Origin of the sequence: Qipengyuania algicola (assembly GCF_042492175.1) — a bacterium.
Lineage (GTDB): Bacteria > Pseudomonadota > Alphaproteobacteria > Sphingomonadales > Sphingomonadaceae > CAJXSN01.
On the sequence record NZ_CP170453.1, the window covers coordinates 994,691 to 1,009,260 of the forward strand.

The 14,570-nt window shown below is 63.8% G+C and carries 13 protein-coding genes; 7 read left to right on the top strand and 6 right to left on the bottom strand.

What is annotated here, in order from left to right; all coding sequences use genetic code 11:
* Positions 1-2: 2 nt before the first annotated feature.
* Complete coding sequence (locus tag ACFCW2_RS04740; protein WP_379548479.1) at positions 3-467, bottom strand: peroxiredoxin; 465 nt, start codon at positions 465-467, stop codon at positions 3-5.
* A complete protein-coding gene (locus ACFCW2_RS04745) occupies positions 467-3,172 on the bottom strand; it encodes a bifunctional [glutamine synthetase] adenylyltransferase/[glutamine synthetase]-adenylyl-L-tyrosine phosphorylase (RefSeq protein ID WP_379548480.1) in 2,706 nt (901 codons plus the stop codon). The genes ACFCW2_RS04740 and ACFCW2_RS04745 overlap by 1 nt, the downstream gene beginning before the upstream one ends.
* Positions 3,173-3,286: 114 nt before the next feature.
* Here ACFCW2_RS04745 and ACFCW2_RS04750 point away from each other — a divergent pair, with 114 nt between their 5' ends.
* From ACFCW2_RS04750 to ACFCW2_RS04760, 3 genes are read left to right on the top strand one after another with little or no spacing between them, the layout of a single operon-like run.
* A complete protein-coding gene (locus ACFCW2_RS04750) occupies positions 3,287-5,002 on the top strand; it encodes a M28 family metallopeptidase (protein ID WP_379548481.1) in 1,716 nt (571 codons plus the stop codon).
* Between the two features lie 24 nt (positions 5,003-5,026).
* Complete coding sequence (locus tag ACFCW2_RS04755; RefSeq protein ID WP_379548482.1) at positions 5,027-6,007, top strand: agmatine deiminase family protein; 981 nt, start codon at positions 5,027-5,029, stop codon at positions 6,005-6,007.
* Positions 6,008-6,064: 57 nt separating this feature from the next.
* Positions 6,065-6,877: a DUF1223 domain-containing protein gene (locus tag ACFCW2_RS04760; protein WP_379548483.1), complete on the top strand. Its 813-nt coding sequence runs from the start codon at positions 6,065-6,067 to the stop codon at positions 6,875-6,877.
* A gap of 8 nt (positions 6,878-6,885) precedes the next feature.
* Here the strand turns inward: ACFCW2_RS04760 and ACFCW2_RS04765 are convergent, their stop codons facing one another.
* From ACFCW2_RS04765 to ACFCW2_RS04780, 4 genes are all read right to left on the bottom strand, one after another.
* Positions 6,886-7,632: a TSUP family transporter gene (locus tag ACFCW2_RS04765; RefSeq protein ID WP_379548484.1), complete on the bottom strand. Its 747-nt coding sequence runs from the start codon at positions 7,630-7,632 to the stop codon at positions 6,886-6,888.
* Positions 7,633-7,644: 12 nt separating this feature from the next.
* The gene (thrS, locus tag ACFCW2_RS04770; protein ID WP_379548485.1) at positions 7,645-9,675 is read right to left on the bottom strand and encodes a threonine--tRNA ligase; all 2,031 of its coding nucleotides are present in this window, start codon (positions 9,673-9,675) and stop codon (positions 7,645-7,647) included.
* Between the two features lie 63 nt (positions 9,676-9,738).
* On the bottom strand, positions 9,739-10,587 hold the full coding sequence (locus ACFCW2_RS04775) for a glycosyltransferase family 2 protein (protein WP_379548486.1): 849 nt from the start codon (positions 10,585-10,587) through the stop codon (positions 9,739-9,741).
* Positions 10,584-12,254, bottom strand: a complete 1,671-nt coding sequence (locus tag ACFCW2_RS04780) for an alkaline phosphatase D family protein (RefSeq protein WP_379548487.1) — start codon at positions 12,252-12,254, stop codon at positions 10,584-10,586. The genes ACFCW2_RS04775 and ACFCW2_RS04780 overlap by 4 nt, the downstream gene beginning before the upstream one ends.
* Before the next feature lie 156 nt (positions 12,255-12,410).
* Here ACFCW2_RS04780 and ACFCW2_RS04785 point away from each other — a divergent pair, with 156 nt between their 5' ends.
* The 4 genes from ACFCW2_RS04785 to ACFCW2_RS04800 all read left to right on the top strand — a co-directional run bounded on the left by ACFCW2_RS04785 (position 12,411) and on the right by ACFCW2_RS04800 (position 14,570).
* Positions 12,411-12,593 (top strand): hypothetical protein, encoded by a 183-nt coding sequence (locus tag ACFCW2_RS04785; protein WP_379548488.1) that lies wholly within the window; start codon positions 12,411-12,413, stop codon positions 12,591-12,593.
* On the top strand, positions 12,560-13,207 hold the full coding sequence (locus ACFCW2_RS04790; RefSeq protein ID WP_379548489.1) for a hypothetical protein: 648 nt from the start codon (positions 12,560-12,562) through the stop codon (positions 13,205-13,207). Before ACFCW2_RS04785 ends, ACFCW2_RS04790 begins: the two co-directional genes overlap by 34 nt.
* Positions 13,204-13,395 carry a helix-turn-helix transcriptional regulator gene (locus ACFCW2_RS04795; protein ID WP_379548490.1) on the top strand — a complete coding sequence of 64 codons (192 nt, stop codon included), beginning with the start codon at positions 13,204-13,206 and terminating at the stop codon, positions 13,393-13,395. The genes ACFCW2_RS04790 and ACFCW2_RS04795 overlap by 4 nt, the downstream gene beginning before the upstream one ends.
* An 80-nt stretch (positions 13,396-13,475) precedes the next feature.
* Positions 13,476-14,570, top strand: coding sequence for a YjgN family protein (locus tag ACFCW2_RS04800; RefSeq protein ID WP_379548491.1), 1,095 nt, complete (start codon positions 13,476-13,478; stop codon positions 14,568-14,570).

Consider the following 14,570-nt stretch of genomic DNA (forward strand, 5'->3'; position numbering starts at 1 on the left):
AGCTAGAGCGCTTTGGCCGCTTCCAGAACCGCCTCGGCATGGCCTTTGACCTTCACCTTGGGCCAGACCTGCGCGATTGTGCCCTCGGCATCGACCAGCAGCGTGGTGCGCACCATGCCCATATAGGTCTTCCCGTACATCTGCTTCTCAGTCCAAATCCCGAGCTCATCGGACAGGCCACCTTCTTGCGCATCGGTCGCCAGATCGACAGTCAGATCATGTTTTGCGATGAAGTTCTGGTGCTTCTTCGCGGAATCCTTGCTGATCCCCAGAAGCGCAGTTCCCGCCTTCTCGAACTCGGCCTTCAGTGCGGAGAAGTCTTTCGCCTCGGTCGTGCAACCCGGCGTGTTGTCTTTGGGGTAGAAGAACAGCACCAGTTTGCGGCCCTTGTAGCCGGAGCCCTTAACCGTCCCGCCGTCGGGGGTTCCCATCGCAATATCGGGCAGTTTTTCGCCAGCTTCGGCCATCAGTCGATCTCCAGTTTGGTGTTCAGGAATTGCTCCCATCCTTGCGCGACGCATTGCCGCGAAAGCTGGAGCTCTTTCAAGAGGGCCGAAGGGCTTGGCACCCGGCACGCGCTGCACAACACGTCGCCTCGCGCGCCTTCGGGCATGGCGCTATCGGGCGCGAGCAGCCGCATGCCGACGATCAGGCGCGTGAGGAAATCATGCGCATCGGCCAGACCATCCGGGAGCAGTCCCGCGCTTGCCAAGCCATTGATCCCTTCGGGTAGCCTGGGGCTGAGGCCCTTGCGCGATAGCAATTGCTGGTGGTGGATGAGGAATTCCAGATCGACCAGCCCGCCCCGCAGCAGCTTGGCATCGAGCGGTCCCTTGGGCGGTTTATGCTGCGCCATATCCTCGCGCATTTTCAGGACGGCTGCGCGCAGCTCTTCCGGATCGCGCTCCATACAGAGCACGCGATCCAGCTCACGCTCCACCGCTTTGCGCGCTTCGGGCGGGCCAGCCACCACCCGCGCCCGGGTCAGCGCCATATGCTCCCACGTCCACGCGTCCTCCTGCTGATAGCGCGCGAAGCTGTCCAGACTGACCGCCAGCGGCCCCTGCGCACCTTGCGGACGCAGCCTTGTATCGACTTCATACAATGCCCCCTGCGCTGTCGGCACGCTGAGCGCTGCTCCGACTCGCTGGGCCAAACGGTTGAAGTAGAGTGTCCCGCCGAGCGGTTTTTCCCCGTCGCTCTCGGCGGCGAAATCGCCAGTAAAGATCGTCACCAGATCGAGGTCGGAGGCATGGGTCAGCGCGCAGCCGCCCAGCCGCCCCAGCCCCAGCACCACCAGATCACTGCCCGCGATCCGGCCGTGATTCTTCGCAAATTCCTCTTCGGCCATGGCGACGCTGCGTTGGACGGCAGCTTCGGCGACCCGCGAAAGGCCCGCGGCAATATCCAGCGGATCATGCGCGCCCTCGATCAATTGCACGCCGAGGGCAAAGCGCTGCTCTCCAGTGACCACCCGCAGCCGGTCGAGCGCACGTTCGTAATCCTGCGCTACGTCAGAAGGGCGCATAGCCGCCTCCAGCGCCGCGACATCGGCGGGCAAATCGAGCGCCGTCTGATCGATCAGCGCATCCAGCAGAGCGGGCGAGCGGGCAAGCTCGTCGGCCAGCGGCGGAGCAAGCGACAATATCCGCAGCAACTGGTCGAGCAGCCCGGGCCGCGCTTCCAGCAAGCGGAACAGATTGATTGCCGATGGCATGGTCGCCAGCAGTTTCTCCCACCGTAAAAGCGCCTGATCAGGCTCCGGCGTGTCGGCAATCGCATCCAGAAATTTAGGCAAAAGAGAGCGGAACGCAGCCTGCGCATTGGGGCTGCGCAGCGTCCGGTAACGGCCGTCGAGCCACCCCTCGATCCGCTGCCGCATCCGCGCCTTCTCTTTGCTGGGCAACCCATCGGCGTCGGCAATAGCCTCACCCGGCTGAGGGAGAGGCGCGAAGCTTGGACCGGCCCCGACCTGCTCCAGCAATTGGTCGAACAGCGCGCCGACTTCTTTGGTATAGCCCTCCAAATCCGCCACCAGAGCCGCCGCATTATCAAGACCATCGAGACGCGCGATGCCACCCAGCGCATCACCAGAGGGCAGGCTGTGGGTCTGCCGGTCCTCCACCATCTGCAAGCGGTGCTCCACTGTGCGCAGGCGGCGATAGGCGGCGGCCAGCACCTCTGCATCATCGCGCGGGACCAGCCCGGCCTCCACCAGCGCCTCCAACGAACGGAACAGCCCGCGATGGCGCAAACCGGGATTGCGGCCACCATGGATCAGCTGATGGGTCTGGACGAAGAACTCGATCTCCCGAATGCCGCCTCGCCCCAGCTTGACGTTGTAGCCCGGCCCCGGTGCCTTCGGCCCGTCATGCGCTTGCCGGATGCGGCTCGTCAGCGCGCCAATCTCCGCAATCGCCCCGAAATCGAGGCTGCGCCGCCAAATGAACGGATCGATGGCGGCGAGGAAATTTTCGCCGGCTGCAATGTCTCCAGAACAGGCGCGGGCGCGCAGAAAAGCCGCACGTTCCCATGGCAGCGCGCTGCTTTCGTAATGGGTCAGCGCAGCCCCTTCTGAAATCGCCAGCGGGCTGACTTCCGACGCCGGGCGCAAGCGAAGATCGACCCGGAAGACATAGCCCTCGGCGGTATTCTCGGACAGCAATTGGACAATCTCACGGGCATAGCGCTGCGCCGCTTCGCCCGGCTCGTCCCGCTCGCGGCGCGCCATGCGGGCGGGATCGTAGAGCAGGATGGGATCGATGTCCGAGCTGTAATTGAGTTCCCCTGCCCCATGCTTGCCCAGAGCCAGCGCATAGAAACCGCTGTCGTCTGCATCCTCCACTCGCCGCGCTATGGCTGCCCGGATCGCCCGGCCCAGAGCATCATCGGCAAAGGAAGACAGCGCGCCGGTCACGGTCTCCAGTTCGAAAGCCCCCGCCAGATCGCCGACCGCCAGCGTCAGCGCCAACCCAAGCCGTTCGCGCCGCAGGGCCACACCTTCCGCCTGCCCTTCGCCTGAGTGTCTCGCGAGGTCCAGAGCCTCTTCGCCGCGCCCCGCAGCCAGCAATTCCTCCAGTTCCGGTCTGCGTACCAGAGTGCGCGCCAAAAACGGAGCGTATGCCCGCGCCCGCTCCAGCGCTCCCGTCCAGTCCGGCTCTTCCTTTGTCATACCATATGCACTGCCGCTCCCGGTGAATGCTTGCAAGCACCCCACTTGCCCAATGCGCCCGCCTTTGCGACAAGCGCGCCAGAACACACGCCCATCACAGGACACACCACCGCCATGAAACGCATGTTCCTTGCCGCAGCCAGCGCCGCAGCGGCCCTCTCGCTCACCGCTTGCGACGAATTGCCTGACAGCCTTTCCGGCGAAGGTTCTGCGCTCGACATTCCGGAAGTGGCCGATGGCGAGTTGTCCGAGCAAACCATGGTCGACATCGTGCGCGAGCTGTCTTCCGACGAATATGAAGGCCGGATGCCGGGAACCGAGGGCGGCAAGAAAACGGTCGCGCTGCTCATCGAGAAGTACAAAGCGGCGGGCCTGGAGCCGGGCAATAATGGCGAGTGGGTGCAGGATGTGCCGCTGGTCGAGATAACCGGGAAGGATTTCGCTCCGCTGACGATCACCAACCCGAACGGCGATGCAGCGGCGGATATTTCGCTCGATTTCGCCACCGACTGGGTCGGCGTCAGCTATCAGGAAAATGTCGAGACAACGCTGGAGGACAGCGAGATCGTCTTCGTCGGCTATGGCATCGATGCAGCAGAGCGCGAGTGGAACGATTATGACGGCGTGGACATGACGGGCAAAACCGCCCTCATCCTCGTCAACGATCCCGATTTTGGCGCAGAGACGCTGGATGGACCGTTCGGCGGAAAGGCGATGACCTATTATGGCCGCTGGACCTACAAGTTCGAGGAAGCAGGGCGGAAAGGCGCGGCAGCAGCGCTGGTCATTCATGACGAAGCCCCGGCTTCCTATGGCTGGAATGTGGTGGAATCGAGCTGGTCCGGCCCGCAGGCCTACGCCCAGCGCGGCGAGAATGCTCCGCCCATGACCAGCATGAATGGCTGGGTGCAGAAAAGCGCAGCGCAGCAGATTATCGAGGCAGCAGGGCAGGATTTCGAAGCTCTGCTCGCCGCTGCGAAGGAGCCGGGCTTCAAGCCGGTCCCGCTCGGCCTCAGTGCTTCGACCTCGTTCCGCAACGACATCCGCACCTATGCTTCGCAGAACGTTATCGGCGTTTTGCCCGGCACCGAGCGCGCCGATGAGTATGTGATCCATACCGCGCATTGGGACCATCTGGGCCGCTGCACGCCCGCGCCCGACGGCGACGATATCTGCAATGGCGCGGTCGATAATGCCACCGGAACCGCCGCTCTGGTCGCTCTTGCCGAGGCGCATGCCAAGGCTGGCGCCACTGCCCGCAGCCTCGTGTTCCTCGCTGTGACTGCCGAGGAGCAGGGCCTGCTGGGTGCCGATTACTACGCAGCCAATCCCGTGTTCCCGCTGGCGCAGACAGTCGGCGGCATCAATATGGACGCGTTTCAGGTGGCCGGGCCTGCCAAGGACGTGACCGTTGTCGGCCCCGGAAAATCGCAGCTCGACCTGTTCCTGGAGGCCGCGTTGGAAGCCGATGGCCGCGTCGCCACGCCCAATCCCAAGCCGGAAGCGGGCTATTATTATCGCTCTGACCATTTCGCTTTCGCCAAGCGCGGCGTGCCGATGCTGTATGTCGATGGCGGTGAAGATCTGGTCGAAGGCGGCCGCGAAGCCGGTGCTGCCGTGGCAAAAGACTACACCGAAAACCGTTATCACGGCCCGAAAGACGAGTTCAACGAGGAGTGGGATTGGTCCGGCGTGATGGGCGATCTTAACCTGTTCTACCGCCTTGGCCGCATGATGGGCATGAGCACGAGCTGGCCCAACTGGAACGACGGCGATGAATTCCGCGGCACCCGCGATGCGGATTGCGAGCGGAGCGAAGTGGGCTGCTGATCGTCTGACGGGAAGCCGGAGACCATGTCCGCAACCATGCCGCCCGAATGGGCGCCGCAGGACTGGCTCTGGATCGGCTTCCCGCACGACGCCGAGGAGTGGCCGGGCATCCTGCCGCGCGCGCAGGAACAGATCGCCGCCTTCGCCAATGCCGTGGCCGAAAGCGGGCAGGAAGTGCGCTTGCTCGTGCGGGACGCCGCCAACGAGGCACGGGCGCGCGAACTGGTCACGGCTGCGATTACGCTGGAACGGCGCGTCTATGGCGACATCTGGCTGCGTGATACCGGCCCGCTGGTGCGGACAGACGGCACGGCTCTGCGCTGCCAATTCAACGGTTGGGGCGGGAAATATCTTATGGCGGGCGACCAGACCATCGGGGCCGAGCTGGCCCGCGATGCAGGGTTGCCTGTGGTGGAAGGCAACTGGGTGCTGGAAGGCGGGGCGGTCGATACGGACGGATTGGGTACCGTGCTGACCACCGGGCAATGCCTGCTCAATCTCAACCGCAATCCCGGCCTTTCCAAGGCGGAGATCGAGGCACGGTTGGCGCGCGATCTGGGCTTCAACCGCGTGGTGTGGCTGGGTGATGGCCTGATCAACGACCATACCGACGGCCATGTCGATAATCTCGCGCGCTTTGTGGCCCCGGGCACAGTGGCCTTGCCGCGCGCGACAGGCTCGGACGATCCCAACGCCGCGATTTATGCCGATGCGGCGGGGCGTATCACCGAGGCAGGGCTCGATCTGGTGCGCATCCCCTCCCCCGGCAGGATTGTGCGTGACGGAGCCATCGAACCGGCGAGCTACGCCAATTTTGCTATCACCACGCATTTGGTCGTGGTGCCGACTTTCGGCAGCCCGCATGATGCTGACGGGGTGGCGGCCATTGCCGCACTGTTCCCTGATCGCATGACGATCGGGCTTCCGGCCGATGCCGTTCTGGCAGGTGGTGGGGGCTTCCATTGCGCCAGCCAGCAAATGCCCATTTTGCCCGCAAACCTGTAACTATACAGGCATAACCTTCGAATACCGGGGCAGACACACACTGCCACGGACAACGCTATGCACACGCCCCTCTGGATCGCAGCCACAATCGGCGCTCTCGGCCTGACGGCCGGCACGCTTTATGTCGGCAATTCCGCCGACCAGGCCGACGCTGCCGCAAAGAAGCGCATGATGATGGAGCAATCGGCTCCCGCCGCTCCCGGCCAGAAGCAAGCTGAGAAAAAACCGGTCGTGGTGGAATTTTTCACCAGTCAGGGCTGCTCCTCCTGCCCGCCTGCGGACCGGCTCGCGGCGAAGCTGGCGAAGGAAGACGGCCTGCTCGTGATCGAGCGTCCGGTGACCTATTGGGACCGGCTGGGCTGGCGCGATACGCTGGGCAAGCAAGCCAACACCAATTTGCAGCGCGCCTATGCAAGGCGCGGTCTGGAGGGCCGCAATGGCGTTTACACTCCGCAAGCAGTGGTCAGCGGGCGCGAAGGCGTGGTCGGTTCGCGCGAGGATGCCCTGCGCACCTTGGTGGGCCGCGAGCGGCACCGCGATGCGCCGGACATCATGCTGTCCCGCGGAGTGAACGGAACTGTGCAGATTGCGGTCGATGGCAAGCCCGGCCAGTCCGGACGGCTCCAGCTGGTCGGGCTGGACCGAAGCGAGACTGTCAAAATCGGGCGCGGCGAGAATGGCGGGCGCAGCGTTACCTACACCAATGTCTGGAAGGGCGAGAAACCGTTGGGCCAGCTGGCGAACCAATCGCTGGACTACACGCTCGCAAATAATGAGCGGGATATCGACGGCGCCAATGCCTATGCGGTGATCCTGCGCGATGGAGCCGATGGCCCGATACTGGCGGGGAAAATTCTGCCTGACGCCTGACGGTTCGCTCAGTTGAGCAGCTTGATCAGCGCCGCCGCCGCTGCCGCAAACAATGCGAAGGCCACAAAGCCGCGCCAAACCGGGTCGCTAACCTTGCCGAACGCCTTCGCGCCCAGCCAGTTGCCGACCAGCACTGCGGGGAACAGCAGCAGCGCCAGCACCGCCAGCCGCCATTCCAGCACGCCGATGGCCAGCCCTGCCCCCAATCCCGCCGTGGCAGCGATGGTGAAAATCAGCAGCATGGATGCCTTGGCCATGTGGCGCGGGATCTGTCGCCCGACATAATAGGGCACCACCGGCGGCCCGGGCATTCCGGCAAAGCCCGTCAGCAATCCGCTGACAATGCCGACCCCGCCTGTCACCGCCGGGCCCGGCACAGCGGCAGAGCGGGTCGGCAACAGAATTGCAGCAAACGCCGAGAGCGCCACGAGAGCAATAAGGAACCGCGCCAGATCGGGCGGCGTCGCGGCGAGCAACATCAGGCCCGGCGCAGTTGTCAAAACAACGATTCCCCCGATCACCAGCGCACTCTTCTCGGCATCGCGCAGAATGGTGCGGATTTCCGACAGGCCGATAAACAGCGCCACGAAGTTGGTCGCCAGCACCGCCTCCACCGGAGTGAGCGCGAGCGCAAGTACCGGCACCAGCAGGATCGCCAGACCAAAGCCCGCCAGCCCGCGCACGAAGGCAGCGGCAAACGCCGTCGCCAGCGCCGCAGCGATCTGGACCGCGGTGTAGCCTGCCAGAAGTTCCACTGCGGTCCGGCTCTAGCCGCGCAGATCGGGCGGCGTCGCGGCGTCTTTCAGCATCGCGATGGCCTCGTCGAGGCTCATCACGCGCTGCTCCTTCTCGCCCAGCGTGCGGATGGCGACGGTGCCTTCCTCGGCCTCGCGCTTGCCGACGACCAGCAGATGCGGGACCTTGGCAAGGCTGTGCTCGCGGACCTTGTAGTTGATCTTCTCGTTGCGCAGGTCGCTCTCGGCACGAATGCCCGCCGCCTCCAGCTTCGCAGCCACCTCACCGGCATAGCCGTCCGCATCGGAGGTGATTGTCGCGACCACGCTTTGGACCGGAGCGAGCCACACGGGCAGGCGGCCTGCGAAATGCTCGATCAGGATGCCGATGAAGCGCTCGTAGGAACCGAAGATCGCGCGGTGCAGCATGACGGGGCGATGCTTATCGCCGTCCTCGCCGATATAGGTTGCATCCAGACGCTCGGGCAGCACCCGGTCACCCTGAATCGTGCCGACCTGCCATGTGCGGCCGATCGCATCGGTCAGGTGCCATTCCAGCTTGGGCGCATAGAACGCGCCTTCGCCGGGCAGTTCTTCCCAGCCGAACTCCTCGTTCATCATGCCCGCTTCCTGGACTGCGTCGCGCAGTTCCTGCTCGGCCTTGTCCCAGTCAGCATCGCTTCCGAGCCGGCTTTCGGGACGCAGCGCGAGCTTGATTGCAAAGTTGAAGCCGAAATCGGAATAGACCTCTGCGGCGAGTTTGCAGAAGGTGCGCACCTCCTCGACCACCTGCGCTTCCGTGCAGAAGATATGCGCATCGTCCTGCGTGAACTGGCGCACGCGCATCAGGCCGTGGAGCGCGCCATGGGGTTCGTTGCGGTGGCAGCAGCCCATTTCGCCCAGCCGGATGGGCAGGTCGCGGTAGCTGGTAATACCCTGTTTGAAGACCAGCACATGCGCCGGACAATTCATCGGCTTGATCGCCATCCAATCGGCATCGTCCTCGACCGTCGGGCGCGCTACGCCGTCGCCCTCGTCATCGACTTCGGGCACCATGTCGGGCACGGCAAACATGTTCTCGGCATATTTCCCCCAATGGCCGGACTGGGTCCATTGGCGCACGTCCATCAGCTGCGGCGTCTTGATTTCGCGGTAGCCGCCGCCATCCATCTTGCGGCGCATATAGGCCTCCAGCTCGCGCCAGATGCGATAGCCTTTGGGATGCCAGAAGACGGACCCGTGCGCCTCTTCCTGCAGGTGGAACAGGTCCATCTCGCGGCCCAGCTTGCGGTGGTCGCGCTTGGCCGCCTCTTCCAGCCGGTGAAGATGCGCATTGAGCTGCTTCTTGTTGAGCCATCCGGTGCCGTAAATGCGCGTCAATTGCGCATTGTTCTGGTCGCCGCGCCAATAGGCCCCGGCGACGCGCATCAGCTTGAACGCCTGTGGATCGAGCTTGCCCGTGCTGGCCAGATGCGGGCCGCGGCACATGTCGAGCCACCCGTCCTCGCTGCCCGGTTCGCCCGACCAGTACACCGTCAGCTCTTCATCCTCGGGCAGTTCCTTGGCCCATTCGGCCTTGAACGTCTCGCCTTCGGACTGCCATTTTTCGATTAGCTGCTGGCGGCTCCAGACTTCGCGCACCAGCGGCTTGTCCGCTTTGATGATGCGGCGCATTTCTTCCTCGATCGCGGGCAGATCGTCCATGCTGAACGGCTCGCGGCTGTCGGGCGCTTTGACGTCGTAATAGAACCCGTCATCGGTTGCCGGACCGAAAGTGATCTGCGTGCCGGGGAACAGCGACTGGACCGCCTCCGCCAGAACATGCGCGAAATCGTGGCGCGCCAGCTCCAGCGCGTCTTCCTCGTCCTTCGCGGTGATCAGCGCCAGCTCGGCATCGCCGTCGAACGGGCGGCCCAGATCGCGCACTTCACCGTCCACGCGGGCAGCCAGCGCCGCTTTGGCAAGGCCGGGGCCGATAGCAGCCGCGACGTCGGCGGGCGTGCTGCCCGGCTCCATCTCGCGCACCGATCCATCGGGCAGGCTGATTTTCAAAAGCTGTGTCATCGGTTTCTCGTCTCAAGTTCGGCGCGCCCATGGCATAGGCGAGCGGGCGCATAAAGTGCAGGATTAGTTGCGGCGTGCCGCGCGCAGCCAGCGCAATGTTTTGCGGGTGTGGGCAAGAGCGGTTGATGGATGCGCCCTTGCCGCGCGGGCAAGGTATCGGATGCGGGACATATCGGGGCGCTGTTCCATCAGTGCAAGCCATGCGTGGGCGCGGGTCTTGGCATCTTCCTCCAGCGGAATCTCGCGCTCCAGCAAAGCGTCATGGGCATCGGCGATGGCGGCGGAGCGACGCGAGGTCATGCTGGCGGGGTGGAGGCGGTATTCGAGCAGCTCTTCTTGGGTGGCACAGAACGCGAAATGATGGCGTGCGCGCAGCCAGAAATCGTAATCCTCCACCCCTTCGAGGTTTTCGTCATAGCCGCCGAGCTGGTGCCATACCCCGGCGCGGGTCAGGAAGGCTGCGCCGACAGTGTTGGCGAGGAGCAAGTCCGCACTGCCGCGCGCGCCGTGATGGCCGGTGCGCGCGCCCGACTGGTCGATTTCGCGGTAAGCCCCGTAGGCAATCGCGCAGTCGGGGCGCGCTTCCAGCAATGCGGTCAGGCGTTCCAGCATATGCGGGAGCAGCCGGTTGTCGTGGCTCACCCAGCTGTGGAGCGGGGCAGTGGCGCGGGCAAAGCCGATATTGAGGCTGGCGGGAAGGCCGCGCCTTTCGGCGTTGCGCAGGATGGTGATCCGGTCGTCGTCTTTTGCCGCTTTCGCCAATATCTCCGGCGTGGCATCGCTCGATGCGTCATCCACGCATATCAGCTCGTATCCGGCAAGGGTCTGGTCGGCGATGGAAGCCAGCGCCTCTTCCAGATAGTCCGCTCCGTTGTGAACGGGCAGAACCAGCGAAATGCGCGGGCGCCTCAACCTTCCGCCAACACCCGCTCGCCAGCACCCGACACAAAGCGTTTGGTGCCTGCGAGGGCGGTGCTTTTCTGGCGGACCGAGCCGAGGAAACGGTATTCGCCCACGGCCTGCGTCGGTGTGAGCTCCACGGCCAGATAGCCGCGCTGCGATGTGTCGGCCCATTTGAGCTGATCGTTGTGCTGGACCACGGCGCCTTCCAGCAATTGCGGCGGAACGCCGGGCAGATAGCCTTCGAAACCGGGCGAAGTGACCGACTGTCCGGCGAACTCGATGCCTGCACGCTCGCCGTCCAGATCGAGATCGAAGGCCCAGGCATTGTGGCTGTCTCCGGCCAGCACCAGAAGGTTCGCGTTCGCGTCGAGAGCGGAGCGCAGCAGCCGCTCGCGTGCCGCCGGATATCCGTCCCACGCGTCCATATTGAGCGGCAGACCCGCGCGGCTCGCCATGCCTGCAGCGAGCACCCGCTGACGGACGAAATCGGGCATGTCTTCTGTCACACCGCCAGCCAGCGCAGGCGGGGTGGATACGCTGCCCATCAGCACTTGCTGCGCGAGCACCTGCCACGCCTTGCCCTGACGGGCCGAGCGCGCGAGTCCCGCCGCCAGCCAGTCCTCCTGCGTCTCTCCGAGCATGGTGCGCGCGGGGTCGCGATAGGCACCTTCGCGGAAGGCGGCCAGGCTGGCGACCATATCCTCGGGCGAGGTCTTGCCGCCGATAATTTCGCGCAAGCTCGGCGGGCGGGAGCGCGCGGTGAGCCGGGTTTCCAGCCGGAACAGCGTCGCCAGATTGCCCACCTCATACGCCGCCCAAGGATCGTCCGACACCGGCAACCATTCGCGGTAGGCGCGGATCGCGGCGGCCTTGCGCACATCCCACGAACCCTCGGTCGCCGGATCGTGGTTTTCCGCCCCGTCGGCATAGCTGTCATTGGCGCTTTCGTGATCGTCCCAGCCCATGATCATCGGATAGAGCTGGGTCAGGCGGCGCAGGTCCGGATCGGCGCGGTAGCTGGCATGGCGCAGACGGTAATCCGCCAGAGCGAGCGTTTCGGTCTGCGGGTCGATCGATCGTCCCGCCAGCGGCTCGTCGGGGTAACGCCCCGCCTCGTATTCGTAGAAATAGTCGCCGGTATGGACGACCAGATCGAAATCGTTCGCCTCGGCCGCATGGGCATAGGCATTGAAATAGCCGAAACCGATATTGGAGCAGGAGAACACCGCCATGCGGAAGCGGGTGGTCGGGCCCTCTGGAAGCGTGCGGGTCCTACCGACGTCGCTGATGGTCCCGTCGGGCGCGATGAAGCGGTAGTAATACCAGGTCCCGGGCTTCAGATCGGTGACCACCACCTTGGCGCAAAAATCACTGTCAGGCCCTGCGGTCACACTCTGCCCCCGGCTGTGGCGGAAGAAATCGAGCGTCTCACTCATCTCGACAGCCAGCTGCGTATCCTGCTCCGCCTTGTAGCGGGTCCACAGCAAAACGCGGTCAGGCCCCGGCTCGCCGCTCGCCACGCCATGGGTGAAGCCGCTCCCCCGTTCCCGCGCCAACAAAGGCGCGCCCGAGCCCGCCGCGCCCAGCATTCCGAGCCCGGCACCGCCGCTTTTCAGCAAAGTCCTGCGGTTCAATTGTGCAGAGGTCGGAGCGGCAGGATTATCGGCTGGCAACATAACAAATTCTCTCCCTACCCGCGCTCTATGACGCGCTGCGATGACTGCAGGATGACGCAGGGAATGGCAAGCACCCGCTCCAATATGGAAAGCTTAGTTGACAAGAACCCGAATCGATGTCAAAGACCCTTTCCATTAAAGAAAGGAACCTTGACCATGAGCAATCTCCTCCTCGCCGCCAGCTTTGCAGTCAGCATGATCCTCGTCGCGCTGGGTGTCAGCCAGGGACAGGTCGATCCCAAATTCGGCCAGCTGATGCTGTTCGTCCTGCCCGCCCTCGCAGTTTCGATGACAGCCTCCGGCAAATGCTGCCTGCCCTTTGGCAAGGCGCGCTCGTGATGGCGCAAAGCGAGCCCGGCCCCACGCGCAACTGGGGCAGCCCCGGCCTGTGGCTGGGCTGCATGCTGGCCGCGATCGGCATTATCGCGGGGCTCGCGATCACCGACGCGATTGGCAAATACACCGCCATGCTGCTCCTGCTGATCCCGGCGGGACTGATGTATCCGCTGGCCAAGTCTTCCCGGCAGAAAGACGCAGCCTGCGGCGGCAACAGTGCGGCGCAGAAGCGCTATACAAGGCGCGTGGCGATCTTCACCTCCGCCTATCTGGCGTCGTTCGCCCTGATGACGTTTCTGCAGGAAGCGGGAGAAGTCGCCTACGCGCTTCGTGTCGTTCTTGCCCTCCTGCCCGGCCTTGCGATTCTGGGCGTGCTGTGGGCAGTCGGCAGGCTTATCGTGGAGGAAAGCGACGAATTTCTCCGCATGCTGACCGTGCGCCAGTCGCTGATCGCAACCGGACTGGCGCTGAGCGCAGCGTCCATCTGGGGCTTCCTGCAAGCCGGCGATATCGCACCGCCAGTCGACCTTTACTGGGTCACGATCATCTGGTTTCTGGGACTGGGCGTGGGCGCGATTGTCAACCGTGTGCAATTCGGCACATGGGGCGCTGTATGAAAAACCGCCTGAAAGTCCTGCGCGCCGAGCGTGACTGGAGCCAGCAGGCGCTGGCCGATCGGCTGGGCGTGTCGCGGCAGAGCGTCAATGCGATCGAGACAGGGCGCTACGATCCCTCTCTGCCGCTGGCCTTCACCATTGCCGATGTGTTCGGCATGCCGATCGAGGAGATTTTCCAGCGCGAATGACCTGCAGCCTTCGGCCCGCTTGACTTGGCCCCGCCCCGTCTGGACAACGCGGGAAGAGCTTGTGCGGGGAAACAGTGGACATGCAGGATCAACCGGGCGCGGACAGCGCCTTTCAATTCGAAGGCACGTGGCAGGAATTTGCGCCCATCGCTTTCACCAACCTGCTGCTGACGATTGTCACACTGGGTATTTACCGGTTCTGGGCGACCGCGCGCGAACGCCGCTATCTCTGGTCGCGCAGCCGGTTCGTGGACGAGAATCTGGAATGGGCCGGCACCGGCAAGGAATTGCTGATCGGTTTCGCCCTTGCGGCAATCGTTTTCCTGCTACCCTTCTTTGTCATTTCGCAGGTATCGCAAATGCTTGTTCTGCAAGGACAGGAAGCATTGGGCGTCGGGCTGACGCTCGTTTCCTTCCTCGCGATCTTCTACCTCGCCGGCGTCGCCCGCTTCCGCGCGTTGCGATACCGCCTTTCACGGACCCGCTGGCGCGGTATTCGCGGAGGCAGCGATACGCAGGGTTGGAATTTCGGCCTGTCCTATATGTGGAAGACTTTTGTCGGATATCTGCCGCTGGGCCTGCTGGTTCCGTGGTCGATGGTCAGCCTGTGGAATGAACGCTGGAGCAAGATGAGCTTCGGCCCGCACCAGTTCATTGCCGAAGCCGATCAGGGTCCGGTCTTCGTGCGGTATCTGCTGTTCTACCTCGCACCGTTTCTGATGTTTTTCGCGATCTTTATTGGCGGATTGCTGTTCGGCGGTGTCATCGCAAGCCTGGAAGAAGGCACCATGGATTCGGACGCGATGGGCGCGGGCTTCGTGATCGGAGTCCTGCTGTTTGTCTTCGGGTTCTACTTCGTACTCGGCCTGATCGCAGTTGCTTTCTACGCCGCATTTTACCGAGAAGTGGTCGGCGCGATGCGGTGGAACAGCGTCGGCTTTTCCTTCACCGCATCGACGAAGGAGTGGATCATGTTGCTGCTCGGCGATTTCGCGCTGGTCGTGTTCACGCTAGGCATCGGGTATATCTTCTTGTCCTATCGCCACTGGAAGTTTTTCATGACGCATCTGGAGGCTGATGGCGAGATCATGCTGGACGAGCTGACCCAGTCCACCACCGCAACATCGAAACATGGCGAGGGCCTGCTCGATGCCTTCGATGTAGGCGCGATCTAG